22 protein-coding genes and 1 tRNA gene are annotated in these 25,432 nt (G+C 61.3%); 10 read left to right on the forward strand and 13 right to left on the reverse strand.

From position 1 onward, the window contains the following. Positions 1–62 precede the first annotated feature (62 nt). The 4 genes from G449_RS0104315 (at position 63) to G449_RS0104330 (ending at position 5,244) form a co-directional block, all read left to right on the forward strand. Complete coding sequence (locus G449_RS0104315) at positions 63–1,058, forward strand: HlyD family secretion protein (RefSeq protein WP_022658084.1); 996 nt, start codon at positions 63–65, stop codon at positions 1,056–1,058. Beyond that, positions 1,055–2,896 (forward strand): ATP-binding cassette domain-containing protein, encoded by a 1,842-nt coding sequence (locus G449_RS0104320; protein ID WP_022658085.1) that lies wholly within the window; start codon positions 1,055–1,057, stop codon positions 2,894–2,896. Before G449_RS0104315 ends, G449_RS0104320 begins: the two co-directional genes overlap by 4 nt. A 63-nt stretch (positions 2,897–2,959) precedes the next feature. Further along, a complete protein-coding gene (locus tag G449_RS0104325; protein ID WP_022658086.1) occupies positions 2,960–4,087 on the forward strand; it encodes an ABC transporter permease in 1,128 nt (375 codons plus the stop codon). Then, positions 4,087–5,244, forward strand: coding sequence for an ABC transporter permease (locus G449_RS0104330; protein ID WP_022658087.1), 1,158 nt, complete (start codon positions 4,087–4,089; stop codon positions 5,242–5,244). Before G449_RS0104325 ends, G449_RS0104330 begins: the two co-directional genes overlap by 1 nt. 79 nt (positions 5,245–5,323) lie before the next feature. Here G449_RS0104330 and G449_RS0104335 read toward each other — a convergent pair whose 3' ends face one another. After that, the gene (locus G449_RS0104335; RefSeq protein WP_022658088.1) at positions 5,324–6,067 is read right to left on the reverse strand and encodes a potassium channel family protein; all 744 of its coding nucleotides are present in this window, start codon (positions 6,065–6,067) and stop codon (positions 5,324–5,326) included. A 152-nt stretch (positions 6,068–6,219) separates the two neighbouring features. Here G449_RS0104335 and G449_RS0104340 point away from each other — a divergent pair, with 152 nt between their 5' ends. After that, complete coding sequence (locus G449_RS0104340; RefSeq protein WP_245559812.1) at positions 6,220–6,711, forward strand: hypothetical protein; 492 nt, start codon at positions 6,220–6,222, stop codon at positions 6,709–6,711. A gap of 120 nt (positions 6,712–6,831) precedes the next feature. On the opposite strand, the gene G449_RS0104345 is transcribed toward G449_RS0104340, so the two are convergent. The 4 genes from G449_RS0104345 to G449_RS18045 form a co-directional block, all read right to left on the reverse strand. After that, positions 6,832–6,907 (reverse strand) — tRNA-Thr (locus tag G449_RS0104345). Positions 6,908–7,018: 111 nt separating this feature from the next. Beyond that, entirely contained in the window at positions 7,019–7,612 is a 594-nt protein-coding gene (yjgA, locus tag G449_RS15950; RefSeq protein ID WP_022658090.1) for a ribosome biogenesis factor YjgA, read from the reverse strand. Positions 7,613–7,622: 10 nt separating this feature from the next. After that, entirely contained in the window at positions 7,623–8,516 is an 894-nt protein-coding gene (locus G449_RS0104355) for a UbiA-like polyprenyltransferase (RefSeq protein WP_022658091.1), read from the reverse strand. 9 nt (positions 8,517–8,525) lie between these two features. After that, positions 8,526–9,359, reverse strand: a complete 834-nt coding sequence (locus G449_RS18045; RefSeq protein WP_022658092.1) for a MogA/MoaB family molybdenum cofactor biosynthesis protein — start codon at positions 9,357–9,359, stop codon at positions 8,526–8,528. A gap of 213 nt (positions 9,360–9,572) precedes the next feature. Here G449_RS18045 and queF point away from each other — a divergent pair, with 213 nt between their 5' ends. From queF to G449_RS0104385, 5 genes are all read left to right on the forward strand, one after another. After that, positions 9,573–10,076, forward strand: a complete 504-nt coding sequence (gene queF, locus G449_RS0104365) for a preQ(1) synthase (protein ID WP_022658093.1) — start codon at positions 9,573–9,575, stop codon at positions 10,074–10,076. Positions 10,077–10,247: 171 nt separating this feature from the next. After that, a complete protein-coding gene (locus G449_RS15960) occupies positions 10,248–12,011 on the forward strand; it encodes a lipid II flippase MurJ (RefSeq protein WP_022658094.1) in 1,764 nt (587 codons plus the stop codon). Positions 12,012–12,045: 34 nt separating this feature from the next. Further along, positions 12,046–13,191, forward strand: a complete 1,146-nt coding sequence (locus G449_RS15965; RefSeq protein WP_022658095.1) for a hypothetical protein — start codon at positions 12,046–12,048, stop codon at positions 13,189–13,191. 9 nt (positions 13,192–13,200) lie between these two features. Further along, positions 13,201–14,580: a signal recognition particle-docking protein FtsY gene (ftsY, locus tag G449_RS0104380; RefSeq protein WP_022658096.1), complete on the forward strand. Its 1,380-nt coding sequence runs from the start codon at positions 13,201–13,203 to the stop codon at positions 14,578–14,580. A 57-nt stretch (positions 14,581–14,637) separates the two neighbouring features. Further along, a complete protein-coding gene (locus tag G449_RS0104385; protein WP_027180706.1) occupies positions 14,638–15,762 on the forward strand; it encodes a glycerol dehydrogenase in 1,125 nt (374 codons plus the stop codon). Between the two features lie 105 nt (positions 15,763–15,867). Here the strand turns inward: G449_RS0104385 and clpB are convergent, their stop codons facing one another. The 8 genes from clpB to G449_RS0104425 all read right to left on the reverse strand — a co-directional run bounded on the left by clpB (position 15,868) and on the right by G449_RS0104425 (position 25,401). Beyond that, complete coding sequence (gene clpB / locus G449_RS0104390) at positions 15,868–18,471, reverse strand: ATP-dependent chaperone ClpB (protein WP_022658098.1); 2,604 nt, start codon at positions 18,469–18,471, stop codon at positions 15,868–15,870. 81 nt (positions 18,472–18,552) lie between these two features. After that, positions 18,553–18,870 (reverse strand): chaperone modulator CbpM, encoded by a 318-nt coding sequence (locus G449_RS0104395; RefSeq protein ID WP_022658099.1) that lies wholly within the window; start codon positions 18,868–18,870, stop codon positions 18,553–18,555. Between the two features lie 115 nt (positions 18,871–18,985). Continuing rightward, the gene (locus G449_RS0104400) at positions 18,986–19,960 is read right to left on the reverse strand and encodes a DnaJ C-terminal domain-containing protein (protein WP_022658100.1); all 975 of its coding nucleotides are present in this window, start codon (positions 19,958–19,960) and stop codon (positions 18,986–18,988) included. A gap of 222 nt (positions 19,961–20,182) precedes the next feature. After that, complete coding sequence (locus G449_RS0104405; RefSeq protein ID WP_022658101.1) at positions 20,183–20,758, reverse strand: flotillin family protein; 576 nt, start codon at positions 20,756–20,758, stop codon at positions 20,183–20,185. Further along, entirely contained in the window at positions 20,758–21,294 is a 537-nt protein-coding gene (locus tag G449_RS15970) for an N-acetyltransferase (RefSeq protein ID WP_022658102.1), read from the reverse strand. The genes G449_RS0104405 and G449_RS15970 overlap by 1 nt, the downstream gene beginning before the upstream one ends. 20 nt (positions 21,295–21,314) lie before the next feature. Further along, entirely contained in the window at positions 21,315–23,357 is a 2,043-nt protein-coding gene (locus G449_RS0104415; RefSeq protein ID WP_022658103.1) for a phage tail protein, read from the reverse strand. Further along, positions 23,348–23,731, reverse strand: coding sequence for a phage tail assembly chaperone (locus G449_RS15975; protein WP_022658104.1), 384 nt, complete (start codon positions 23,729–23,731; stop codon positions 23,348–23,350). The genes G449_RS0104415 and G449_RS15975 overlap by 10 nt, the downstream gene beginning before the upstream one ends. Then, a complete protein-coding gene (locus G449_RS0104425) occupies positions 23,731–25,401 on the reverse strand; it encodes a hypothetical protein (RefSeq protein WP_022658105.1) in 1,671 nt (556 codons plus the stop codon). Before G449_RS0104425 ends, G449_RS15975 begins: the two co-directional genes overlap by 1 nt. Positions 25,402–25,432 lie beyond the last annotated feature (31 nt).

Consider the following 25,432-nt stretch of genomic DNA (forward strand, 5'->3'; position numbering starts at 1 on the left):
TGGCCCCGGCATAAAACTATCTGGCGCGGTACTGCTTGCGGTGGATGCAAGCTGGGAGGAATATGACTGTCCCCCGTAAGGTTTTGGGCCTTGGCGCGGCTTTGGCTGTGCTGCTGGCTGTTTTTTTGTTGTGGCAGTGGCTGCGGCACGATGGCGATCAGCTTGTGCTGTACGGCAATGTGGACATACGGCAGGTTGACCTGAGCTTTCGAGTTAACGGGCGCATTGCAAGTGTGCTTGTTGACGAAGGCGATGCCGTTGTCCCCGGTCAGGCACTGGCCAGGATTGATGATGATCTGCTGACCCAGCAGCGCGATCAGGCCGCCGCCGAGCTTGAAAGGCAGCAGGCCTCCCTGTTGCGTCTTGAGCGAGGCTACCGCGTGGAAGAAATCGCTCAGGCCCGCGCTGCGGTGAGCGGCTCTGCCGCCCTGGCTGAAAACGCGCAGATCAACCTGAATCGCGTGGCGGCCATGCGCGTTTCCAACGCCATTTCGCAAAAAGATCTGGACAACGCCCGCGCCCAGTACAGCGAGGCCAGCGCCAAGCTGCGTTCCAATCAGGACCAGCTGGACATGCTGCTCTCCGGCTACCGGGAAGAGGAAGTGCTGGCGCAAAAGGCGGCGGTGGCCGCTGCCGCCGCAGCCCTCAATCATGCGGAAATCCAGTTGCGCGATGCCGTGCTTGCCGCGCCGCAAAAGGGCATTGTACTCACCCGCGCCCGCGAGGCCGGGGCCATAGTGCAGGCCGGGCAGACCGTGTACACCCTCACCCTTACCGACCCCCTGTGGCTGCGGGCCTATGTGGACGAACCCAATCTGGGACGCGTCAAACCCGGCATGCCTGTTAAGATTCTGGTGGACGCGGCGCCGGGAAAAAGCTTTTCCGGCACGGTGGGCTTTATTTCGCCCACGGCGGAATTTACCCCCAAGACCGTTGAAACGCGCGAGGTGCGCACGGCTCTGGTCTACCGGCTGCGCGTGCAGGCGCAGGATCCGGAAAACGTCATGCGGCAGGGCATGCCCGTGACCATCATTTTGCAGGATACGCCCGCGCCATGAGCGGCAGCGCCCCCGATGCCCAGGCCGTCTGTCTGGAGGGGCTGGTCATGCGCTTCGGCAAGGGGCGCGAGGCCGTCACCGCTCTGGACGGCGTGAACGCGGTCATCCCCGCCGGGCGCATCACCGGACTGGTGGGGCCTGACGCGGCGGGCAAAACCACGCTCATGCGCATCATGGCGGGCCTTATGCCGCCAAGCGAGGGGCGCGCAAACCTCTTTGGGCAAAGCCCGGCAGAGCTAATGCGCAGCCAGCCCAACAGCATTGGCTACATGCCGCAGCGCTTTGGCCTGTATGAGGATATTTCCGTCATGGCCAACATGCGGCTGCATGCCAGCCTGCGCGGGCTTGAAGGGGCAGAGCGCGACCGCGTGTTTGAAAAGCTGTTGGGATTCACCAGCCTGGCCCCTTTTACCGAGCGCCTTGCGGGCAGATTGTCTGGCGGCATGAAGCAGAAACTGGGCATTGCCTGCGCCCTGCTGGGTTCGCCACGCCTGCTGCTTCTTGACGAGCCCGGCGTGGGCGTTGACCCGCAGTCGCGCCGCGAACTCTGGCGCATGGTGCAGGATCTGAGTCAGGGGGGCATGACTGTTGTGTGGTCCACCGCCTATCTGGACGAGGCCGAGCGCTGCCCCGGCGTGGTCATGCTGGACAGTGGCCGCGTACTGTTTGCCGGGCCGCCGGAGGAACTCACCGCGCGGGCCGAAGGGCGGGTTTTTCTGCTGCGGGCTGATGCGGGGACGCATAAAAAGGAATTGACCCTCTGGACCATGCGCCCTGGCATTGAAGATGCCCTTATTCAGGGCAGCCGCATCCGGCTGGTGCTGGCGGCAAATGCCCCTGACGATCTGCGGCGCGAGGTGCTGGCCCGTGGCGGCGAGGCCGTGTCCCCACGGCTGGAAGACGCCTATATGAGCGCAGTAGGGGGCATCAACCAGAGTCCTTCGCCCTACGGCAAACTGCATGTGGCCCACAACGGCGGCAACCACTCCGGCATTCAGGACAGCGATGATGGCCGTATCGATCTTGCGCCCTCGGCGGCGGCTTCGCCAGATGTAGTTTTGTCCGCTTCTCCCACTGCTTCCGGCCCGCTTTTTTCCATCTCGGCCCGCAACCTCACCAAACGGTTTGGCGCATTTGTGGCGGCCCGCGATATTTCCTTTGATGTGCGGCCCGGCGAAATTTTTGGCCTGCTCGGGCCAAACGGGGCGGGCAAGTCCACCACATTCCGTATGCTCTGCGGGCTTTCGCGCCCCACATCCGGCAGTTGCGCCGTGGACGGGGTAGATCTGTTGAGCGCGGGCAGCGAGGCCCGCTCACGCTTGGGCTACATGGCGCAGAAGTTCTCTTTGTACCCGGATATTCCCGTGCGTGAAAACATCACCATTTTTGCCGAGTTATACGGCCTGTCCAGGGAGCGGCGCAACGCCCTTTTGCCCGAACTGGCCGAGGCACTGGAATTGCAGCCCTATCTGCGCAGTCGCACAGGATCATTGCCGCTGGGGCAAAAGCAGCGGCTGGCCCTGCTGTGTGCCACCCTGCACGAGCCGCCCGTGCTGTTTCTTGACGAGCCGACCTCTGGCGTGGACGCGCGCACCCGCCGGGATTTCTGGAAGCACATTTCCGCCATGACCACAGCCGGGGCCGCTGTGCTGGTGACGACCCACTTCATGGAAGAGGCGGAATACTGCGACCGCATCGCGCTGATCTATCGCGGAGCCATGATCAGCATGGGGACGCCGGACGAACTCAAGGCATCCTGCACAGAGGTGGAAGACCCCACGCTGGAAGAAGCCTTTATTGCCAACATTGAAAGATACGACAGGGAGCATCCGCAGTAGCCGCCTTGCGCGATTTTTTTGCAAACCGCTGCTGCCGGGATATACAACCAAGAATCAGGCCCTATGCTACGCAACATCTGGTTACGACAGTTATTTGCCCTTGTGGGCAAGGAATTTCAGCAGATCATGCGCGATCCTTCGTCCTATCTAGTGGCCGGAGTTTTGCCGTTCATTTTTCTGCTGCTCTTTGGCTACGGCATCACGCTGGATGCGGGCGTGCTGCGGCTGGGCGTGCTGAATCAGAGCGGCGGGCGGCATTCGCTGAGCCTCGCAGCGGATTTTGCCCATTCCCCGTGGTTTGCCACGCGGCCAGTGGGCACCATGGCTGATGCAGGGCGCATGATGCGCGATTCTGTGGTGCAGGGCATACTGGTGATCCAGCAGGATTTTGACGAGCAGCTTGAGCGGGGCAGCGCCGGGGCCGTACAGGTGCTTGTGGACGGGTCAGAGCCCAATACCGCCCAATACATCCAGAGCTACAGCCAGGGGCTGATTATGTCCTGGCAGCGCACGGCCTTGCCGGATGGCGTTGCAGCAGCGCTGCCCATCAATATCCAGCTCCGCTTCTGGTACAACCCTGCCGCCAAGAGCGTGCAGTTCCTTGTGCCGGGGGCCATCACGGTCATCATGACCCTTATCGGCACCCTGCTGACCTCCCTGGTATTTGCGCGAGAGTGGGAGCGCGGCACCATGGAGGCCATGTTCGCAACGCCCGTGAGCCGCATGCAACTGCTGCTGGGCAAGCTGATCCCGTATTTCTGCATGGGCATGTTCAGCATGGCCCTGTGCGCGGTGGCGGCGGTGACGCTTTTTGCCGTGCCCTTTCGCGGCTCCCTGTGGGTGCTTGTGTTGTTGGCGTCCGTATTCATGCTGAGCGCGCTGGGGCAGGGGCTGCTGATTTCCGTAACCCTGCGCGGGCAACTGGTGGCGGCTGAAGCGGGGCTTTTCTCCGGCTTTTTGCCCGCATTGCTGCTCTCGGGCTTTGTGTTTGACATCAACAGCATGCCGCCCGTGCTTCAGTCCCTGACGCGGCTTTTGCCCGCCAGCTATTTCAATACCTGTTTGCGCACCATTTTCCTGACCGGGGACGTGTGGGGCGTGTTTGGCCCCAGCCTGCTGTTCATGGGGCTGCTAGCCTCGGTATTGCTGGGGCTGGTGTACCGCAATCTTGTCAAAAGGCTGGATGCGTGATGGCAAGGATAACGCTGCCCCGTCTGAACCTGCGGCGCATGGCGATCATTGTGCGCAAGGAACTGCTGGTACTGCTGTGCAACAAGGTTTCGCGCATGCTCATTATTGTGCCGCCGCTCATGCAGATTGTGGTGTTTGGCTGGGCGGCCACCATGGAAGTGCGCAATGTGGATGTGGCCGTGCTCAACCAGGACAGCGGCAACTGGAGCCGCGAGATCGTACGCAGGCTACAGGGGTCGCATACCTTCCGCAGCGTGACATTTCTGGATGGCGAGGCGGATATTCGCCCGACCATCGAGCGGCAAAAAGCCCTGTTTGTCATGGTGTTTGATGATGAATTTTCCCGCAGGGTCGATGCAGGTGCGCCAGCGCAGATGCAGGTGATACTTGACGGCAGGCGCTCCAATGCGGCGCAGATTGCCTCCTATTATCTTGAAACCATTGTGCGCGGCATTGGGGAATCCACGCCACGGGGGCAAATGGCGCTCGGCGCTGCAACTGACGCAGGCGGCGCGCCCAAGCTGGATGTGCGCGTGCGCTGCTGGTTCAACCCCAATCTGGAATTTCAGTGGTTCTTTTTGCCCAACCTTATAGGCATGCTGGGCTTTATGCTGGGGCTGGTGGTGACGGGGCTTTCCGTAGCGCGGGAGCGCGAGGTGGGCACCTTTGACCAGTTGCTGGTTTCTCCGGCCACCCCTACGGAGATCGCCCTTGCCAAACTAGTGCCGGGTTGTCTGGTGGGGCTGGTGCACGGCACAATTTTTTTGCTCATATCCATTTTCGGTTTCGGGGTACCATTTACCGGCTCTCTGGTGCTGCTCTATGTGGCCATGCTGGTTTTTGCCATGGCTTCGGGCGGGGTGGGGCTGATGGTGTCATCGCTTTCGGCCACGCAGCAGCAGGCCTTTCTGGGGGCCTTTACCGTAGGGGTGCCGTGCATTCTTATTTCCGGTGCGGTTACGCCCGTCATCAACATGCCGCCATTTTTGCAATACGCCAGCCAGTTGAACCCCATGCGGCATTTCACCACCATTGTGCAGGGGGTTTTTCTCAAAGATATAACCGTGGCTGCGGCAGCGGTAAGCCTTGGCAAGATTGCCTGCATCAGCGCGGTGGCGGTGGGCGTTGCCGTGTGGATGTTCAAGCGCAAGGCCTGAGCGGGTGGCCTGATGCCCCTCATAGGGGGTACTGTGCTGATGACCTCTGGCGTGAAGCTGTTGCGGAATCAGGAGGGGGTCAGGCTTCCGGCGGTTTTTTGGCGGAAGATGATTGCGGAGAGCGCGCAGGCAGCGGGGCAGGCTTTTTTGTGGGGGCAACGGCGCTGCGCGGCGTGCGGTGGGCCCTGCCCACGATAAGGGCAATAACGACAATGGAATAGAGATAGCCGGTAAAACCCACAAGCACTGTGGCATTTTTGGCAATCCAGGTTTTAGGCGTGATATCTCCGTAGCCGATGGTGAGGATGGTCACGTAGCTGAAGTAAAACAGGTCGTTGGCCGCTTGGTCGCCCGCGCCCAGCCCATTGAAAGAACCCGGCTGATGGAACTCGATGGACAGAAACAGAAAATAGCCGCAATAGCCAATGAGCAACAGGCCGCACACCGCAGCGTAAACGATTTTGGTCGTAAACATTTGCGCGTGGGATATCTGCCGGAATACCTCAAACATGATGCTGCCGAAAAAACACAGATAGAGCAGCAGCAATTCCTCTTTCATGGTCTTGATAAAAAACAGATCCATGGCCCGGCCCACAATGAGCATCGCGCCGAAAAACAGGGCGAGCCGCAGAATGCGCGGTTTGAATTCAAAAAGCACAAGAGCCGCGAGCAACTGTATGGGCAGATAGATTGCCTGCGCTATGCCCCGGTATATGTTGTCCGGAAATACTATGTTCAGGATGAACACGCACCACAGCGAAAGCATGAGCAGTTCAAAACGATTTTCGTAAAGCCGGGCGCGCAGTGCTCGTAGTTTCAGCATACTATCCTCATTTCGCGCATACTACAGGCATGAATCTTCCCCGGCAAGAGGGCGCGCGCTCTTATCGATGCAGATAACCGCCGCATGGCGTGTGGACAGGCGGGAAGGAGAGCCGTACACTCCGGCATCCTAGGAATGCAATGGAGACTGCCATGCCCCAAAAATTTATCCGGCTTGTTATGCGGAGCTTGCCCCTGCTTGTGCTGACGGTTCTGCTTGCAGCGCAGGCGCAGGCCGCGCCCCTGACAACAAAATATTACAGCCTTGATCTGCCCGCGGACTGGGTGGTGGTGAATGGCCCTACCAAGGTGCAGGAAGCCGTGCAGGTTGTGATGGGGCAGAAGGATCACAAAAGTTCTGCGCTCATTATTGTGGGGCCTGCCAATGCTGGCGAGGCCGAGCAGGCCGCCAGGGGCAATGCCAAACGCTTGCAGGGTTCAACGCCTGTTTTTCGCAGCAATGGCCAGTGGGAATTTACCTTTGAGCAAAAGGGCGTGAAGGGCTACGGCATTGTGCGCGAAGATGCGCAGTCCAAGCTTTTGCTAATGCTCGTGATCAGCGGCGATGCGCGCATGGCAAACTTTGTGTACAGCATGCGCGGCCCGTACCGGGCCTTGGTGCCGCAACCGACGCAGCTTCCCTGATGCGCAATTTTTATGATTTTGGGCCGTCCGTATGGGCGGCTTTTTTTGTCTGAAATCCCAGTCAGACGAGGATACAAAAAAAGGACTTGCGGATTACTCCGTAAGTCCTTTGATTTTTTGTGGAGCCCTTGAGCAGGATTGAACTGCTGACCTCATCCTTACCAAGGATGCACTCTACCGACTGAGCTACAAGGGCGTAGCAACGAAGAAAGCTTCTATCCTAACCGTAGCTGATCGTCAAGCATTCCTGCGCAATTTTTTTATTTTTATGAAAAAGCACAGGGTTGGGAGGCCAAAATCACCGGGATTACGCTTTCAGCATGCCGTGGATGGCGCGAAAAAGCGCGCGGCGGGCCTGCGGAGAGGTGTTCTCCGCAGTTTCCTTGCGGGCGGCAAGGGTCATGGCCAGAAGTTCTTCCTGGCTTGGCAGAGCGGCCTTGCCCGTGGCCTCTGGCTCTTCTGCGTCCTGCTCCGGCAGTGCCCTTGCGGTCAGCAATGTTGCCACCAGGTCCGCAAGTTCTCCCTGGTCAGCACCCAGCAGGCGGTCGCGCCACTGCTCTGCCTGATGCAGGGCTGCGGTGGCGGCTGCGGAGACCTCGCGGCGGGCATCCAGCATGGCGCGGATGGGCGCGGGGTCAATCTCGCGCATGACGCGGCCAATAAACTGCATCTGGCGGCGGCGGCCTTCGTGGTCGCCTATGCGGGCGTAAAGTTGCAGCGCTTCCCTGAGGTCTGCGGGCAGGTCAAGGTTTTTGACTTCCTGCGGGCCAAGGCGCGTCAGTTCTTCGCCCATGTTTTGCAGGGCAAGGCTCTGGCGTTTTTTTTCAGAGCGGCTGGGCGGCAAGTCAAAGCCTTCCGCCTCATCGCTGGATTTCCATTGGTACTGTTTTTTGCGCGGCATTGCCTCTCCGTCAGATATAGATGCCCAGCAACACGCCAGCCAGTACGACCGGCGAAATGATGCCGTTGATGGTAAAAAAGGCCGTATTCACGTGGCGCAGATCCTGCGGTTTCATGAGCCTGTGTTCCACAAGCAGCATGACGCTGATGCCGAACCACACCACGTACCAGGGCCAGGAAAGCCCGGCGGCAAAGCCCGCCAGCAGCAGAAAGATGGACGTCATGGCATGCGAAAACGCGGCCAGCGTCAGGGCCGTGTCCGGCCCGAAAGAAGCAGGCACGGAATGCAGCTCAAAGGCCACGTCAAAATCCATGTCCTGAAAAGCATAATAGATGTCAAATGCCGCGACCCAGAAAGTGACGGCCCAGAACAGCAGCACAGGCGCAAGGCCAAGGCTTGCGGGATTGACCGAGAGCCAGCCAGCCAGCGGAGCCAGCCCCAGCGTCGCGCCCAGCCAGAAGTGGCACAGGGCCGTAAAGCGCTTGAGCAGGCTGTAGATGGCCGCAAACAGCAGCGCAGGCACGGAAAGCCACAGGCAGACTGTGTTCAGCGCCGCGCAGGAGCCAATAAAGATAACTGCCATGAGCGTGCAGAAGGCCCATGTCTGCCCCTTGCTGATAACGCCCGTTACCAGGGGGCGCCCCTGTGTGCGCGGGTTGTCGCGGTCAAAGGGCAGATCGGCCAGCCGGTTGAAGGCCATGGCGAATGAGCGCGCCGCGATCATGCCGATGGTCAGAAAAATCAGGCTGCGCGCAGAGGGCAGGCCGCGTGCTGCCAATACCGCCCCTGCCCAGGCGTAGGGCAGCGCAAAAATGGAATGCTCAATCTTGATCATCCGGCAAATGTCGCCAAACTGGCCAAAAGGCGTGGAAAGCCTCATGCCGGAACGCGGAAAAAAGCCCATGTGTTCTCCTTAACCGCCGCAGTCGGCGGGGTCGCCCTGCAATTTGGCAAGGGCGTGGGGCAGGGCGGGCAGTACGGCGGCAAGGTTTTCCACAACGGCCTTGCGGCTGCCCGGCAGGTTAATGATGATGCTTTGCCCCAGCGTGCCCGCTGCCGCCCGCGAAATAACCGCGTGGGGCGTTTTGGCAAGGCTGGCGGCCAGCATGGCCTGAGTAAAGCCCGGCAAGGGCGTATCGAGCAGGGCGGCAGTGGTTTGCGGCGTGATATCTCGCGCCGAAAGCCCGGTGCCGCCGGTGGTGCAGATAAGGTCAAAACCCTGGCTCAGGGCAAGCTCCGTCAGCAGGGCGCGCAGTTGCGCGGCTTCATCCGGCAGCAAAAATCCCTGGCTGTGGCTCAGCGGCATGGCGGAGCCGACCATTTCGGCAATGGCGGGGCCGCTCAAATCCAGCCGCTGGCCGCGCGCGCCTTTGTCCGACAGGGTTATCCAGGCAAGGCTGTAGCCGGTTTTTCTGGCGGTTACTTCCAGCGGGCCTTCGGGCAGATCCGTCAGGGCAGTCAACAGCAGGCACTGCACCGCGTGGCTTGCCTGCCACGGTTTCTCCCCGTTGCCGCCGGGGTTTGCCACGTTGGGCAGCAGGGGAATCCATGCGCGCCCCGTAACCTTGAGCAGGGCTGTGCCGCAGGCCCCGCAAAAGCATGTGCCCACCCGCAGGTGGGGCATTGCCCACGGCTCGGGCGTCATGAGGCCGTGACTGCGGCAAAAATCGGAATCCGTGGCGGCAACAGGCAGCAGGGGCAGACATTGGCCCCGCTTGCAGGCGTGTACGTGCAGCAGGATATTCATACGTTGCTCCGGGGAACTGGCCGATGGATGGTATCGGATTGGAGTGGGCAATAGATTATTGTAGCCGCAAGCGCAATGGGTTACAAGTCCGATACGCGCCTGCGTTTGCGCAGCCAGTGAGGCCTTTCGCCCGCGCATGCCGCGTCCGTCGCCCCGGCGGCCCCCCAGCGCTGCACGGCAGCGTCATTTCCGTGTATTTTAAGGAGTATCCCCATGAGTACCCGCAGCCAGGATCAGACCCAGGACCTGAAGGTTCTTGGCACAGGCCGCCTTCAGTCCCCGGAGGGCGGCCCCAGCGTAGCCCTGCTGGAGGCCTTTCCCAACTGCTTTCCCCAGCGCCCCTATGTGATCAGCATCAGCTTTCCCGAATTTACCTCGCTCTGCCCGGTGACCGGCCAGCCCGACTGCGGCACCATCACGGTGGAGTACATTCCCGATGAGCTGTGCGTGGAATCCAAGAGCTTCAAGCTCTATATGTTCGCCTTCCGCAATCACCAGTCGTTTATGGAAACCATCACCAACAACGTGCTGGAAGACCTGCGCACCCTGCTCAATCCCTGCTGGTGCCGGGTCAAGGGGCTGTTTGCGCCGCGCGGCGGCACGCGCATCCACGTGTTTGCCGAAACTTTCAAGGACACCCTGCCCGAAGAGCAGAACCGCCTTGTGCGTGAAGCCGTGGCTGCGTGGAAGTCCGAACCCGATCCGCACCGCCCGTAATTGCAAGACTTTTGCTTCCGGCAGCATTGTATTGCTAGCAAAATAATGCCGCCGGAAGTGGAATATCTTTGTTGCAAACAGCTTGCAGGCCACTTGTTTTGACGTGAGCGCGCCCAGAACTGCCCAGCGGCGCGCTGCCCTGATTTTTTTGCATGGCTGAAACGAGGAATAATGATCGCTTCTGAAAGCGGCTGCGCGCATGGCAAGGGAGGGGAATCCCCCTCATCTTGCGCTTCCGGCCCTGCCGAGCACGGCCCCGGGCATTCTGGCGGCATTGCGCGCACGGCGGCTCTTTTGGGCGGCTTTGCCCTTGTTTCGCGTGTGCTTGGCCTTTTGCGCGACATGAGCATGGCCTGGCTTGTGGGCGGCGGCGCTGCCGCCGATGCGCTGGTAGCTGCCATGCGGCTGCCCCATGTGCTGCGCCGCATGCTGGGCGAAGGCTCGCTTTCCATGACGCTGACGGCAAGCCTTGTGCATCTGGAGCGCATGGGCGCATCGCCCGACCATGCCGTGGCGGCGGAGCGCAGTCGCAGCATGCGCCTGTTGGCCCGCGCTCTGGCTGTGAGGCTTGGCCTTGTGCTGACCCTGCTCACGGTGCTTGGGCTGGTGGCCGCCCCCTGGCTTACTGATATTCTGGCTCCCGGTTTTTATGGGCCGGAACGGCAGGAGGCCATATACCTGCTGCGTATCTGCCTGCCTTACACGCTGGCGGCGGGTATGGCGGCTCTGGGCATGGCTCTTTTGCACAGCCTTGGCGTGTTCTGGCTGCCCGCTGTTTCTCCTGCCCTGTTCAATATTGTCATTTTGTGTTTTGCAGGGGCGGCTGCTCTGGGCCTGCTGCCTGCGGCTCCGGCTCTGGCCGTGGGCATGCTTTGCGGCGGTATTGCACAGTGGCTGGTGCAGTGGCTGGCCGTGCGTCGGTTGTTGCCGCTGCATAATGCCGGGCCTGTCGATGGGCCGGATGCAGCGCCGGGCAGCGAGAGCCGGGATGGGGCCACGCTGCGCAGCCGCGCGGCATCCCTCGCCTGGAACTGCCTTGGCCGTCTGCCCGCGGGCCTGCTTGGGGCATCCGCCCCGCAGCTTGCCATGCTGGCTGCCATGTCGCTGGCGTCCAGTCTGGGCCGGGGGCAGGTGGCTGCCCTCTACTATGCCGAACGGCTGCTCGAACTGCCCCTTGGACTGGTAGGCGTGTGTCTGGGCATGGCTAGCCTGCCCACACTGAGCCGTCTTGCCGCTGCCAGAGAATTTTCGCTTTTTTCAGAGCAGCTGCGCACGGCCCTGCGTTTGACCCTGCTGTTGAGCCTGCCCGCAGCCGCAGGATTGTGGGCCGTGGGGCCGCGCCTTGTGGAAGGTCTGCTGCGCCACGGAGCCTTTGGCGACAACGCCTCTTACGAAACAGGCCTTGCCCTGTGGGCCTATTTGCCGGGCTTGCCCGCCTTTGCCGTCAACCGTTCCTTGCTGGCGGCCTGCAACGCGCTGGGCGAGGTGCGGCGCACAGCGGTCAGCGCCGTATGGGCCGTGGTTGCTACGCTTGCGGTCGGGGCCGCACTGGTTCATAGTCTTTCGGGCAGTCTTGGCGTCATGGCCCCGGCGCTGGCCGTGAGCCTTGGCATGTGGCTGCAATGCGGCTTTTTGCTGTGCATTCTGGGTAGGGCGTTGAAAAAAAGTTCCGCTGGCACGTCATCTGCCAGCGTTTGCCTGCCCCCGGCGGGGGCGGTGCTGCGGCAACTCGCCGCTGCGGCGGCCACGGCCTTTGCCGCATGGCAATTGCTGGAACTGTTGGACGGGCGCAGTATGTGGCTGGGGCTTGCCCTTGCCATCATTGGCGGCGCAACAGTCTGGGCTTTTTGTCTGTTTGTTCTGCGCGATGCTGACGCCCTTGCGGCTGCCCGCGCACTGGCGCACCGTCTGCATGGCAGACCACACCAACAGTAAGGAGAGCGGGAGCGTGGCTCTCGCGGCAAAGCATATGCCCAATATCTCTCATGTTCTGCGCCGCAGGCTTGCCCTCGCCGTATGGGTTGCGGCTTTGCTGCTGTTCCTGCTGCTTGGCGTCTGGAACGTCAACGAGGACAGGCAGGAGGCGGAAAACCGCCTTGGCAGCGAGGCCGGACGTACCGCAGCGCAACTGGCGGCTCTGCTTTCCCTGCCCGCCTGGGAGCTGGACGAACTGACCGCGCGCGCAATCGTTATGGCGGCCATGACCGATGAATCCATTTACGCCATCAAGGTGCAGACACCGCGTGGCATGCTGGAAGGGCAGCGGCGCAACTACCAGTGGGAACCCATCCCCTGGGACGATGAAATTGCGGAAAACAGTGTGCAGGGGATGAACCCGCTCAAGATGGAAGGCCGCCTCGTGGGCTCGGTGGAAGTGTACCTTTCGCCCCGCATTACTGATGAAGATCTGGCCCAGAAGGCCCGCCGGGAAGTGGCGCGTTTTTGTCTTTCCGCCCTGTTTTCAACTTTGGTCTTGTTGGCCCTGCTCTGGCACTGGGGCGATCTGGCCCGGCTGAAAGCCTTGCTGCTGGAGCGTACAGCACCGCGCGGGACTGCGGCGTCCGGCACTGAACCTGTTGCTGATTCGGCTCCTGCGGCACCATCGGAACCCGGCCTTGCAGATATTTTTGAATCAGGCTCGACTGGGGATAATACAGCCCGCAGTCATGAGGCATCATCGCAGCCAGCCGCCGAAGCGCAGGGCGGGAACGCCGCACCCTTGAGCGAAGATATCGCAGCCGGGGCTGTTGTGAGCGCCGAACTTGGGCGGGCCTTTTTGCTGCGCCGCCCAGAAGCATGGCGCGTTACGGCGGGAATGTTCGGCAGAACGTTTGCCCCGGCCCCTGATCTGCTGTTGCGCCTCTATGCGCTGGAAGACGCGGACAACCTGTGCCGCCTGGGGCGGATTCTTGAAAAAGCAGCGCCCTGCGTGGGCGCGGAGCGGCTGGTCTCTGCCGCGCATGCAATGCAGTGGGCCGTGAATGATTCGGACGCCGCTTCTGCGGCTCAGGCCGTGGAAGAATGCGTGCTGGCGCTGCGCGAAGTGCTGGGCGCGCTGGAAGGGCAAACGGCCGGCAAGGAAAGTAATCCCTCGGTGCAAGAGGGCGGAAGATAAGGAGATCATATGGGGTTTTTCTCTGCCATAAAAAAGATGTTCGGCGGCGCGGAAGATGCGGCAAATGCGGCGCAGGAAGCGCCCGCAGAAGTTGGCGCAGGTGCTGCCGCAACTGAAGCTCTTGCAGAACCTGCTGCGAAATCTGCGGCAGAAGTCACTGCCCAGCCCTTTGCGGCATTTGCCGCTGATGAGGCCCTGACCCTGCGGCTGCGCGAGGCCGAGCCTCGGCTTTCCGTATGGCTTGGCATTGTGCTTGAGGGCGTGGACGAGGCGGGCGACCTGCTGTGGCAGCGTTTGTTTTTTTTGCTGCGCGCCCTTGATGCCCCGGAGGCCGAAGCGCAGAACTTTGTGCGTGATTTTCAGGAATGGCTCGCCCGCATGGATTATCGGCAGGTGGAGGAATTTCGTTCTGAATTGCAGTACCGTCTGGCTCTCGCCCTTGATATGGAAGACGAAGAGGACGAGCGCAACCGTTTGTTCCTCAAGATCAGCCAGGGCCTTTCGCGCACCCGCGAGCAGTTTTCCAAGGGGCTGGACGCATTGTTTGCCGGACATGGCGAACTGGACGACGCCTTCTGGGAAGAACTGGAAGAACTTTTTATCATGGCCGATCTTGGCTACGAACCCTCCGTTGAACTGGTGGAGCGTCTGAAAGAGCGCGCTCGCAAGGAAAAGGTTACGGAATCCACCAAGGTGCGCCAACTGCTCATGGCCGAAGTGGAAGAAATCTTTCGCGCGCCGCGCCGCATTGCAGCCGTTAACCAGCCCGAAGTCGTGCTGATGATTGGCGTCAACGGCGTGGGTAAAACCACCACCATTGCCAAGCTGGCCCACCGCGACCGCATGCAGGGCAAAAAGGTCATGATTGCCGCCGCCGATACCTTCCGCGCTGCCGCTATTGAGCAGTTGCAGGTCTGGGCCGGGCGCGTTGGCGCGCTGTTCCATGCGCGCACCGCTGGTTCCGACCCTGCCGCCGTGGCTTACGAGGCTATGGATCGCGCGCTTCAGGAAGGCGTGGATGTGCTCTATGTGGACACTGCAGGCCGCCTGCAGACCAAGGTCAACCTGATGGAAGAACTGAGCAAGATCCGTCAGGTGCTGGGCAAAAAGCATGCGGGAGCGCCGCACCGCACCATTCTGGTGATTGACGCCACCACCGGGCAGAACGCCCTTTCGCAGACCAAACTGTTCAAGGAAGCGGCGGGCATTGATGAACTCATCATCACCAAGCTCGACGGCACGGCAAAGGGCGGCGTAGCCATTGCCGTTGCCATGCAGCACCACCTGCCCATCACCTATGTGGGCCTTGGCGAAAAAATGGAAGACCTGCGCCCCTTCAGCGGCGAGGATTATGCCCGCGCCCTGCTGGGCGTGAAGGAAGACGCGTAGGCCCCTTCAGGATTCAAACCTGCAATGCCGGCGCGATTGCCGGAAGCGGAGCATGCCATGAGAAGAGCGTTTATCTGTCCGTCCAAGTACGTGCAGGGCGAGAACGAACTGCTCAACCTTGGGTATTTTGTGCGGCAGTACGGCACAAAGGCCTTGCTGGTAGCCACGGAAAGCAGCGTGAACAGGGTGCGCCAGACACTGGACGCCACAGCGGCCAAATTTGGCGTGACCTTTGTGGAAACGGAATTTCAGGGCGAATGTTCACGCGTTGAAATCGCCCGCCTTGGCGAGCTGGCGCGTAAGCATTCCTGCCAGTGCACCGTGGGGCTTGGCGGCGGCAAGGCGCTGGACACGGCGCGTTGCGTTGCGGCGGGGCAGGGAGTCATTGTGGTGCCCACCACTGCGGCTACAGACGCGCCCACGAGCCACTCCGCGGTGATCTATACGCCAGACGGCGAAATGGAAGACTACGCCTATTTTCCCCGCAATCCCGATGTGGTGCTGATGGATGTTTCCATAATTGCCGCCTCGCCCGTGCGCTATCTGGTGTCGGGCATGGGCGATGCCCTTTCCACCTATTTTGAGGCCCGGGCCAACGTGCGTTCGTGCGCTCCCGTCAACGCTGGGCTGCCCTGCGGCGCGCGCACGGGCGACTGCCCCCCGGCCAGAGGCACCCTTGCAGCGCAAGCCCTTGCCGCCACCTGCTACCGCACCCTGCTGGAAGACGGCTACAAGGCCGTGCTGGCCTGTCAGGCCAAGATGGCGACGCCTGCGCTGGAAAACATCATTGAAGCCAACTCCCTGCTTTCCGGCCTGGGCTTTGAGAGCGGCGGTCTTGCGGCAGCCCACGCCGTTCACGATGGCCTGACCGCGCTGGAAGAAACCCACACCTATCTGCACGGCGAAAAGGTCGCCTTTGGCACGCTGGTGCAACTGGTGCTGGAAAACGCCCCCACGGAAGAACTGGACGAAGTGTTGGGCTTTTGCACCTCAGTGGGCCTGCCCGTGTGCCTGAGCGATATCGGCATTACGGACATCAGCCCCGAAGCCCTGCGCAAGGTGGCCCGCAAGGCCTGCCTGCCCGAAGAATCCATCCACGCCATGCCCTTCCCCATCACGGAAGAGAGCGTAGCTGCGGCTATTATGGCGGCGGACGCGCTGGGCAACGCATTCAGAAGTTGAACGCATTTGCGGATCAAATCTGCAAGACGATAGTGTGCTCAAAAAAAGGGGGATTCCTGTTCGGAATCCCCCTTGTATTCGGGTTGGGTATCAGCCTTGCGCCGTTTACTCGGCCCGGAAGGTGAGCTTGTCGTCCGCAGCATCCACAGTGACGCACTGTCCGTCGCGGATTTTGCCGCCCACCAGTTCCTTGGCAAGCGGGGTTTCCACCGCCTGCTGCACGTAGCGCTTGAGGGGCCGCGCGCCGTACACAGGGTCGTAACCGGCATCGCCAATAAACTTGCGGGCCGCATCAGTAAGCTCAAGCCTGATCTTGCGGTCTTCAAGCCGCTTGCGCAGCCGGTCGACCTGAAGATCCACAATGCGGGCAATCTGGTCGCGCCGCAGGGGCAGAAAGACCACGGTTTCGTCCACGCGGTTGAGGAACTCGGGGCGGAAGTGCGCCCGCAGATCCTCCATGACCCTTTCCCGCGCGCCCTCCTTGAGCGAGCCATCGGCAGAGATGCCCTCCAGCAGGTGCATGGAGCCGATGTTGGAGGTCATGATGACTATGCAGTTGCGAAAGTCCACCGTGCGTCCCTGGCTGTCCGTAAGGCGTCCATCGTCCAGCAGTTGCAGCAGGGTGTTGAACACATCCGGGTGCGCCTTTTCAATCTCGTCAAACAGAATGACGGAGTAGGGCTTGCGGCGTACGGCTTCGGTAAGCTGACCGCCTTCGTCATAGCCCACGTATCCTGGAGGCGCGCCGATGAGCCGCGAAACGGAGTGCTTCTCCATGTATTCGCTCATGTCGAGCCGCACCATGTTGTCTTCCGTATCAAAGAGCGCCTCGGCCAAAGCCTTGGAAAGCTCGGTCTTGCCCACGCCCGTGGGGCCAAGGAAAATGAACGAACCTGTGGGCCGCGCCGGGTCGGAAAGCCCCGCGCGGGCGCGCAGTACGGCATCGGCCACGGCTGTAACGGCCTCGTCCTGACCGACCACGCGCTCGTGCAGCTGGTCGCCCAGGCGCAGAAGCTTTTCGCGTTCGGATTCAAGCAGGCGCGTTACCGGGATGCCCGTCCACTTGCCCACAATTTCGGCTACATCGTCGGGCCGCACTTCTTCCTTGAGCAGACGCGGGCCTTCGTGTTCCGAACCAGCGCCGGAAGCGGCGGCCAGCTTCTTTTCCAGCTCAAGCAGTTTGGAGTACTTGAGCTCGGCGGCCTTGTTGAGGTCGTAGGCGCGCTCGGCCTGCTCAATGGCAAGCTTGGTCTGCTCGATCTGCTCCTTGATTTCACGCACGTGGTCGATGGAGCCTTTTTCGCTCTCCCACTGCTTGCGCATGTTGGCCTGCTGGGCGCGCAGATCGGCCAGTTCGTTCTCAAGTTTTTCAAGGCGCTCGCGCGAAGCGGCGTCTGTTTCACGGCGCAGGGCTTCGCGCTCGATTTCAAGCTGCATGACCTTGCGGTTCACTTCGTCCAGATCCGCGGGCAGCGAGTCGATCTCGGTGCGGATCATGGCTGCGGCCTCGTCAATGAGGTCAATGGCCTTGTCCGGCAGCTGACGATCGGTGATGTAGCGGTGTGACAGAACCACCGCTTCAACAATGGCAGAGTCGCTGATCCGTACGCCGTGGTGCACCTCGAAGCGTTCTTTCAGCCCGCGCAGGATGGAGATGGCGTCTTCCACCGTGGGTTCTTCAACCATGACGGGCTGGAAGCGGCGTTCCAGAGCCGGGTCTTTTTCAATATATTTGCGGTACTCGTCCACCGTGGTCGCGCCAATGCAGTGCAGCTCGCCGCGCGCCAGCATAGGCTTGAGCAGATTGCCCGCATCCATGGCCCCTTCTGTTTTGCCCGCGCCCACGATGGTGTGCAGTTCGTCGATGAACAGAATGATCTGTCCCTCGCTCTTTTGCACCTCGTTGAGCACGGCTTTGAGGCGTTCCTCAAACTCGCCGCGGTACTTTGCGCCTGCGATGAGCGCGCCCATATCAAGGGCAAAAAGCTTGCGGCCCTTGAGGCCCTCCGGCACGTCCCCCTTGACGATGCGGAAGGCCAGGCCTTCCACAATGGCGGTTTTGCCCACGCCCGCCTCGCCTATGAGCACCGGGTTGTTCTTGGTGCGGCGCGAGAGAATGCGGATAACGCGGCGGATTTCGGAATCGCGGCCAATGACCGGGTCCATCTTGCCCTGACGGGCTGCTTCCACGAGATCGCGGGCGTACTTGGTCAGCGCTTCAAAGGTGTCTTCGGGGGTGGCGCTGGTCACACGCGCGCCGCCGCGCAGCTCTTCCATGGCTGCCACAAAACGGGCGCGGGCGATCTTGTATTCCTTGAACACTTCGCCAAGAGGCGAGGAGGGCGCAACATCCGTAAGCGCGGCAAACAGGTGGTCAACGCTTACGTATTCGTCCTTCATTCGGTTGGCTTCGTTCTGCGCATCGCCCAGAATTTTTGCCAGCCGCTGGGTAATCATGATCTTGCTGGGATCCATGCCGCCGCCGGAAACAGAAGGCCGCTTGCGCAGCGCGCCCTCGATTGCAACGCTGAGGGCCTTGGGCTGCACGCCCATCTGTTCCAGAATGCGCGGCACGATGCCGTTTTCCTGCTGTACAAGGGCCAGGGCCAGATGCTCGGCATCCGTCTCCTGATGGCCCATGCCTGCGGCAATGCTCTGGGCCTGCCCCACAGCCTCGCGGGCTTTATCCGTAAATTTGTTGATGTCCATAAGCTTCCTCCACACGCGCCCGCGCTGCGGCGGGCAAAATTTTGTTATTTCTGGCCGGGAGGCTGCATGCTCTCAAACCGGCTATTCGTCTTCAAAATGCTGTAAGCGTTGCAACCTGCGTTGCAGAGAATCTATGCGCTCCAGAAGATCCACAATAATAGTGCCGCCGAGCACGGGCAGCTCAAAGTCGCAACAGATGCGCTCAAGCTTGCGTACACGGTAGATGTCTACATCGCGAAAAAGGAAATCCTGCGCCGCGCTGGTGCGGGCTTCAATCCAGCCAAGGCCCATCAGTTCCTGAAGCCGCTCCGGCGCAATGCCTGTGGCTTCAATGAATTCCTGCCAGACCATGACCGTTGAAGGCACGGGCAGTGAAGGTTTTTTCGGGGTCATGCTCATTTGTGTCCTCCACCAGTAACCGTATCGGTTGCCGCCTGCGGCGGCGCCGCTGGAACATGCATGCAAACCCTGCGCAGCCGCCGGGGGTGTCCGCTGGCGGCTGCCTGATTGTTCCCTACGCGCGGGCCTTGAATGTTGATATCTCGGCCAGCTTGCTCCACAGATCGCGCTCTTCGTCCGTGATCTGCGCGGGAACCCGAATCATGATCTTTGCCAGCAGGTCGCCCCGCTTGTCGCCAGCGCCCAGGCCCTTGCCGCGCAGGCGGAACTTGCGCCCGGAGCTGGAGCCTGCGGGAATCTGCATTTCCACGCTGCCTTCAAGGGTGGGCACTTCAACCCGCGCCCCAAGGGCTGCTTCCCACGGGGCCAGAGCCAGATCGCATTGCAGGTTGTCGCCGTCCACCTTGAAAACATGGTGGGGCAGATAGCGCACCCGCAAAAAAAGGTCGCCCGGCGTGCCGCCCGGCGCAGGGTCGCCCTGCCCGGCGAGGCGCAGTTTTGCCCCCTCGCGGATGCCGGCGGGCACGTTGACCTCAAGGGTCTTTGAACCTGCGGGCATGTTGATGGATACGGAGCGCGGGCCGCCGCGCAGCACTTCTTCAAGGCTCAGGGCCAGCTCCGCCTCCACATCGCGGCCACGCCGCTGCCGGGACGAAAAACCGCCGAAGGGGTCAGGGCCGAAATTGGCCCCGCGCCCGCCAGCCTGTCCACCCATCTGGCCGCCAAAGGGGCCGCCAAACTGGCCACCGCCGCCAAACAGGGTTTCAAAAAAGTCTGAAAAGCCCGAACCGTCAAAATTTTTGCCGTTGAACGTGAAATGCACATTCTCAAAGCCCGGTTCGCCCTGAAACTGCTGGCCGTGCTGCCAGTTGGGGCCAAGCTGGTCGTACAGTTTGCGCTTTTCCGGGTCTTTGAGCACTTCATAGGCTTCGTTGATTTCCTTAAACTTCTCCTCTGCCTGCTTGTCGCCGGGATTGAGGTCAGGGTGGTATTTGCGGGCCAGCTTTTTGTAAGCCTTGGAAACCTCCTCGGCTGACGCTGCGCGCTCTACTCCCAGAAGTTTGTAATAATCCTTGTACGATACTGCCATGATGCGTGCTCCCCGTCGGGTCGTTTCCTTGACGTGCGTCCAGATTACACCTGTTCGCGCCGTCTGCCCATAAAAAGTAAGGTCAGCCAGCGCATCGTCAATAGGCAAAAGCCGTGTTTTTGTCTGGCATTACGCGGGGCTTTCCATAAATAACAACAAAAGCCCCCTGCCGCCCGAAAGAGGACGGCAGGGGGCTTCCGGGCATGACAATAAAAGGGAGGCCTACGGCAGCAGCGGGCCGCGTGAGCCGATGGTGTAAAAGTTGCGGCCCACGCGGGAGGCTCCGTTGAGCAGGGTGCTGCTCAGCCCCAGATAGTCCGTTTCGGCACGCGAGCCAGCAAAATCGGCGTTGGATGCCGACTCCGCCGACTGGTTGCGCAGGCTCCAGGCCTGCATGTCTTGCGCGTGTGCTCTGCTTTGCCCCTGCTGTTCGGCAGCGAGGGCGTCCAGTTCGCCTTTTTCGGCGGTGTCCAGGGTTTTATCCAGCGTAGAGCCTGCATCGGTCTGCGCTCCTGATGCCCCAGCCTGAGCGCGTTGCGCACCGATGATGCGGGCCGCCTCCTGCCTTTTGGCCTGCGCCGCTTCGTAACCCGCCCGGCGTTCCTGCCGTGCGGCCTCGTCTGCTGCCTGTGCGCTCAGTTCCGCCTGCTGGGCGTTGCGGGCCGCGAGGTCGGACTGGTATTCCGTCTGCTGGCGGCGGTTTTCTGCCTGCTGCACGGCACTCACGGTTCCGGCGGCGGCCCCGGCAAGGGCCACGGCGGCGCTGATCATGGCGGCGGTGCTGGTTGCTATGGCCATTAGCTGTCCTCCTTGATGGTTCCTGCGGCCCTGGCTGGCGCTGGCGGCAGGGATTTGTGCCAGATGGTCTCCGTGGGCCGCGCCCCAAGGCGGCGGTAGAGCGCATGGCAGGGTCGGGACGCTGGCGAACTGTACTGCACAAGGCTTACGCCGCGCACGGCAAGGGCCGCCTCCGCATGGCGCAGCAGGCGCAGGGCAAACAGGCCCCCGCGTGCCCGGGGGGCAAGATACAGCCCATCCAGAGCCGCCAGCATGGTTTGCGGGCAGTGCGGGCAGGCCACCAGAGTAAAGGCGGCATAACCTGCCAGCGGTGCGTTGGATGTAGCGGAGGCGGGGCATTGGTCGGCCTCAGGCAATCCGCGCGCGGCGCTGATGTGCAGCATGCCCAGCCGTTCAAGACTGGCATAGCGCTCATGGTCAAGGCGGTAGTGCTGTTCACCGTGCAGGGCGGCTTCCACCTCATCCCAGTGGGCGGCGGCGAGTTGTTCCGCTTCTGCGGCTACCTGCGAAAATGTTTCTGTTGTTATGGTCAGCATGGATTGCTCCTCTTGCCGCATCAGGCAAAGGTTATGTCCAGCGTGAGCGCGAGAATGCGAAAGGGCAGGGGCCGCTGCTGCACCAGCCAGATGCTCGTCTGATTGTCCCAACCGCCGCTGGGAGCGCACGTGATGTCGCCAGAAAAGGGCTGCACGGCCTCGCCCCAGTGCTCCGGCATAAAGGGCAGGTCGTACAGTTCGTTGCGGCTGGGGCCGTATTGCCCGCCTACGCTGCGGTACAGGCGGAGCGAGCAGGAACCGTAGGCCCGCCCCTGCGCCAGTGTCGTGCCGGAATTGAAGTCGCCCTCCACCGGCAGGGGGGAGAGCACTGATGCATACGGCAGGCCTGCCTGCACCACAGAGGCCGCATAGGGCAGCTCTATGCGCCCACCACGCACCACGCAGCCCTCCACAGGGCTGCCGTCCGCCAGTACGGAAAGCGCGCAGCCTTCCAGATGGTCCAGCCCTTCCACGGTCGACGTTGGCGTATCCGTGCGGATGCCAAGGCCGCAATCCACAAAACAGGCTTCGGCAATGGGCTGGCTGTCCGCCCAGACCGGGGCCAGCCGTTCGAGAAAATAGCGCGTCCGGCCCGCAATGGTGCGGCGCACCACAAGGGCCAGCGCATCGCCGTCCTGATCAGCCACTGTTGCGGCAGAAATAACTTCGCCGTCTGTCACATGGCGCGACCATCCCCAGATGTCGTGCTCCTTCATGTAGGTAAAACCCAGTAGCAGGCCGTCATCGCGCACGCACCAGATGGTTGAGCCGGGGGTCTGCTGATAGGCCCACTGTTTGATGGTGTGCCCCTCAAACTGGTGCGGCGCAAGAATGGAAAGGTCATTTCCCGAATATCCGTCTTTTTCCAGCGAATAGAAAAGATCGCGCACACGCGAGCCGTGGCGCTGCACATGCAGCACCGAATTGCCGATGATGATGGGCGCAAGCCCCGCGCTGCCCCAGTACGACTGGGCGGTGATGCTGACCTTTTGGGGCGTGATGGCCGATCCATCGCCGCCGCTGGCCTTGTATTCGCTGCCGGAGGTGCCCACCAGAAGATCGCCGAAGCTGGCAACCCAGGTTACGGAGTCTATGGAGCCGGAGGCGATGAGGTATTCCACCGGGTCGTCATCCTGCAAGGGGCGCGACTTGCGGAAGGATTCAAAATCGCCCGTGCGCGACATGTAAAATGCCTGTGGCGTGCCGGGGGTGGCCGCAAGCACCATGCGCTGCTGGTGAAAGGCCACCACGCCGGGATTGTTGCCGTCAGCAAAAGGATTCCAGTCTTCGCGAGGCGTGTCTGTGGTGTCGGCCTTGTAGTTCTGGTCGCTGAAACTGGTGCCGGAGGCAACGCCGATAAAGCCGAAGTAGCCCGCTTCCTCGCGGTAAACGTTATATTCCGCAGCGCCTTGAACGGCAGGCCAGCTTATGGTTGTGCTGTTGCCCACCACCCAGTCGGAGGGGTGCCGCGCCCCTTTGCATTCCCCTGCTGGCGAAGCGAGGGACTGCCTGCCGTTGGCATCTACCGCCGCCACCTTGTACCCCAGGGTGTAGGAACCGCCGCTGCCGGTAAAGGCCAGCGTGGGTGCGGCGGGGGCGGGCAGGGATGTGTTCAGTTTTACCTGCTCCAGGCTCCAGGTATAGTTTCCACCCGGTGCGTCGCGCCGCACTATTTTGTGCAGCGGATATTTCTGGTGGGCCAGATAGACCACATCGCCCACCTGCGCGTGGCAGAGCGAAAGCAGGTCTTCCGCCGCATAGGGGGTCGCCATGACAGGTGCCGTGGTGAATCCGGCAACTGTAGCAACGCGTAATGTTTTTTCGCCAAAAACCAGAAGAAAATTCTGGCTTGGATGCGCGCTGAAGGTGAAGGGGAGCAACACGGAATATGCTCCAAGCTCCGCCAGAAAGCGGGTGCCGGGCCGCCGGGCCACGTCGCCATGCAGGCCGGGGAGCATGTTTTCCATGCAGGCAACGCAGTTGCGGTAACGGGAAAGGTCGTACCGGGCCGAGAGTGTGGGTGATATTTCGCCGCCGGTAAAGTTTTGCAGGGCTATGCGCATGGCTGTTCCGTCTGCAAAATGCCAGGAGCATCGGGCCAGGGTGTTTCATCACCGCCGCCATCCCACGGTGCGCCGGGCTGTTCGGGCAGGGCGCGAAGTGCGGCCCGGTATGTCTTGACCAGCGCCAGATCGCCCTCGCTGATGGGGTAGTCGGCCAGCAGATACTTGTCCGTAGCTGCAAGCCGCACGTCACGGGAGGCGCGCAGAACTTCAAATACGTAATCTCTGGGGCGCGCAGGAATCGCCCCGGCTTTATACGGCCTGCCGTCCCATCCGCGCACCACCTCATAATCAACCTCGACACTGCCGGGGAATGGTTGCGCGTCCCACATCTCAATATCACCAGCGGCATTGCACAGTATATGGCAAGGCATCAGTTGCCTCCTTCTGTAATAACAAAGTGCATATACATTGCACTTAGGGAACTATAACTGGCCCACACTGCGTCCCCCTTGCGGACGGGCACCATTATCCCCAGTGATTGCCCCGGCCCCGAAGACCAGTCGAGGATATCTACTACATAGCTAGCTGTGGACAAACGTATGTACTGGCCTGCTGCTGTGGATACACCAGCAAGCTTGAACCAACCTGCGGATGGTGCTGGTACTGTGTACCCCCCAGAAGCGGGAACGGCCACAGCCACCACCCTCTGGCTGGGCATGGCGTAGTTCGCCACCTTGCCGGAGCCTGCTGGCGTCAGGTTATCCATATCCAGATTTGCCTTGCCCGCCAGGCCTGCCATGTAATTTGACCAGTCGAACACGCTGGCGCTGTTCTGCGCAGATGCCAGAACCACAAAATGCCGCAGGCGTATGCCCTCAGTAGTGACTGTGTTGGAATTTCCGTAGATGGGGCTGCTGCGACTCGCGTCAATCCCGATAGAGTTCCAGCCACCGCCGCCGCTCTGTCCGAAAGTTGCCCCGCCTGACCCGAATGAATATAACGCTCCTCCATAGGAAGGGCCGCCTACAGCTTGCACCCCTAAAGAGTTACCTGTGATGTTCGGCAACCCGGCCTTATAACTCTTGCCCAGCTCTGAGGCACTTGCGGCCTGCGTGATGGAATCGCCGTTTTTCAGCAGCGGCACTTTGAACTTCTGGGCGGTGGTGTCCAATGCGAACTTGGCACAGTTGCCCGTCAAGGCAACCTGGGCGGCAAAGGCGGCATAGGTGCAGGTGAGCAGTTTGCCGCCCGCAAGATACGTGTCGTAAAACTCCCTGAATTGTTCACGCGTGTATTCCGCAGCGTCAGCCGGGACTGTGCCGTTGGGCACGTAACCCTCTGCCGCCATCACGCTCATAATGCTGCCGATCAGAGTTGTGCTGACGGCTGTGATGCCACTCTCAACCCCGTTCAGCCGCGTATCCTGCTGGGTGTTTTTTACTTCCGCATCGACCATGCGGCTGAGCAGGTTGTCCGGCACGGCCTGTTGCGCCGCGTGGGCGGCAGTTTGGGCTGTCTGGGCGTTTGCCGCTGCAATATCAGCCTGCGCAGTGGCGGCGCTTACGCTTGCTTCTGCCGCTTCTGCCACCGTTTGTGCTGCTGTGGCTGCGCTGGCCGCTGCAGCAGCGGCAGAATGCGCGGCGGCGGTGGCGTTTTGAGCTGCTGCATCACGGCTGGAATAGATGGATGCAACCACTTCTTCCGGCGACTTGTCGCTGGTGGCGGGCATGATGACGGCGCGTGCGAGTTTTTCGTTCAGTTGCTGAAGTTCCGCAGTGGCCTGATCAAGCCCGTCTTCTATGACCTGCGGATCAAATCGCGAAGCGGATATGAGGTCTATGCCCTGCTCAAAGGGCATGTTGCGCACAATGGCGAGCCGCCAGCCTGCGGGCAGGGGCGCTCCATCGTGCAGATAGGTGACAGTGCCTCCGCTCTCGCCGATACTGGCTGTCCAGCCCTGCGCGGGAGAGGTCTCTCCCTTGGGCGATGTGATGCTGATGTTAAGCTGGTTTGTGCTCCAGACCTTGAAGGCAAAGGGAAAGGCCGTTGCTGCGCCATTGCCTTCATACACGGCGCGGCTGGGGCTGTAGGGCAGGGTCATGCCTCGCTCCTTGCGGGTTTTTGCTGTGATC

Origin of the sequence: Desulfovibrio desulfuricans DSM 642 (assembly GCF_000420465.1) — a bacterium.
GTDB classification, from domain to species: Bacteria; Desulfobacterota; Desulfovibrionia; order Desulfovibrionales; family Desulfovibrionaceae; genus Desulfovibrio; species Desulfovibrio desulfuricans.

What these genes read in the sequence shown, in the direction of transcription:
- G449_RS15965 (WP_022658095.1), top strand. Translation starts at nt 12,046, where the DNA reads ATGCCCAATATCTCTCATGTTCTGCGCCGCAGGCTTGCCCTCGCCGTA.
- G449_RS0104385 (WP_027180706.1), top strand. Translation starts at nt 14,638, where the DNA reads ATGAGAAGAGCGTTTATCTGTCCGTCCAAGTACGTGCAGGGCGAGAAC.
- G449_RS0104425 (WP_022658105.1), bottom strand. Translation starts at nt 25,401, where the DNA reads ATGACCCTGCCCTACAGCCCCAGCCGCGCCGTGTATGAAGGCAATGGC.
- G449_RS0104335 (WP_022658088.1), bottom strand. Translation starts at nt 6,067, where the DNA reads ATGCTGAAACTACGAGCACTGCGCGCCCGGCTTTACGAAAATCGTTTT.
- yjgA (WP_022658090.1), bottom strand. Translation starts at nt 7,612, where the DNA reads ATGCCGCGCAAAAAACAGTACCAATGGAAATCCAGCGATGAGGCGGAA.
- G449_RS15975 (WP_022658104.1), bottom strand. Translation starts at nt 23,731, where the DNA reads ATGCCTTGCCATATACTGTGCAATGCCGCTGGTGATATTGAGATGTGG.
- clpB (WP_022658098.1), bottom strand. Translation starts at nt 18,471, where the DNA reads ATGGACATCAACAAATTTACGGATAAAGCCCGCGAGGCTGTGGGGCAG.
- G449_RS0104315 (WP_022658084.1), top strand. Translation starts at nt 63, where the DNA reads ATGACTGTCCCCCGTAAGGTTTTGGGCCTTGGCGCGGCTTTGGCTGTG.
- G449_RS0104355 (WP_022658091.1), bottom strand. Translation starts at nt 8,516, where the DNA reads ATGGGCTTTTTTCCGCGTTCCGGCATGAGGCTTTCCACGCCTTTTGGC.
- G449_RS0104405 (WP_022658101.1), bottom strand. Translation starts at nt 20,758, where the DNA reads ATGGCCATAGCAACCAGCACCGCCGCCATGATCAGCGCCGCCGTGGCC.
- G449_RS0104415 (WP_022658103.1), bottom strand. Translation starts at nt 23,357, where the DNA reads ATGCGCATAGCCCTGCAAAACTTTACCGGCGGCGAAATATCACCCACA.
- G449_RS18045 (WP_022658092.1), bottom strand. Translation starts at nt 9,359, where the DNA reads ATGAATATCCTGCTGCACGTACACGCCTGCAAGCGGGGCCAATGTCTG.
- G449_RS0104320 (WP_022658085.1), top strand. Translation starts at nt 1,055, where the DNA reads ATGAGCGGCAGCGCCCCCGATGCCCAGGCCGTCTGTCTGGAGGGGCTG.
- ftsY (WP_022658096.1), top strand. Translation starts at nt 13,201, where the DNA reads ATGGGGTTTTTCTCTGCCATAAAAAAGATGTTCGGCGGCGCGGAAGAT.
- queF (WP_022658093.1), top strand. Translation starts at nt 9,573, where the DNA reads ATGAGTACCCGCAGCCAGGATCAGACCCAGGACCTGAAGGTTCTTGGC.
- G449_RS0104340 (WP_245559812.1), top strand. Translation starts at nt 6,220, where the DNA reads ATGCCCCAAAAATTTATCCGGCTTGTTATGCGGAGCTTGCCCCTGCTT.
- G449_RS15960 (WP_022658094.1), top strand. Translation starts at nt 10,248, where the DNA reads ATGATCGCTTCTGAAAGCGGCTGCGCGCATGGCAAGGGAGGGGAATCC.
- G449_RS0104400 (WP_022658100.1), bottom strand. Translation starts at nt 19,960, where the DNA reads ATGGCAGTATCGTACAAGGATTATTACAAACTTCTGGGAGTAGAGCGC.
- G449_RS0104330 (WP_022658087.1), top strand. Translation starts at nt 4,087, where the DNA reads ATGGCAAGGATAACGCTGCCCCGTCTGAACCTGCGGCGCATGGCGATC.
- G449_RS0104325 (WP_022658086.1), top strand. Translation starts at nt 2,960, where the DNA reads ATGCTACGCAACATCTGGTTACGACAGTTATTTGCCCTTGTGGGCAAG.
- G449_RS15970 (WP_022658102.1), bottom strand. Translation starts at nt 21,294, where the DNA reads ATGCTGACCATAACAACAGAAACATTTTCGCAGGTAGCCGCAGAAGCG.
- G449_RS0104395 (WP_022658099.1), bottom strand. Translation starts at nt 18,870, where the DNA reads ATGAGCATGACCCCGAAAAAACCTTCACTGCCCGTGCCTTCAACGGTC.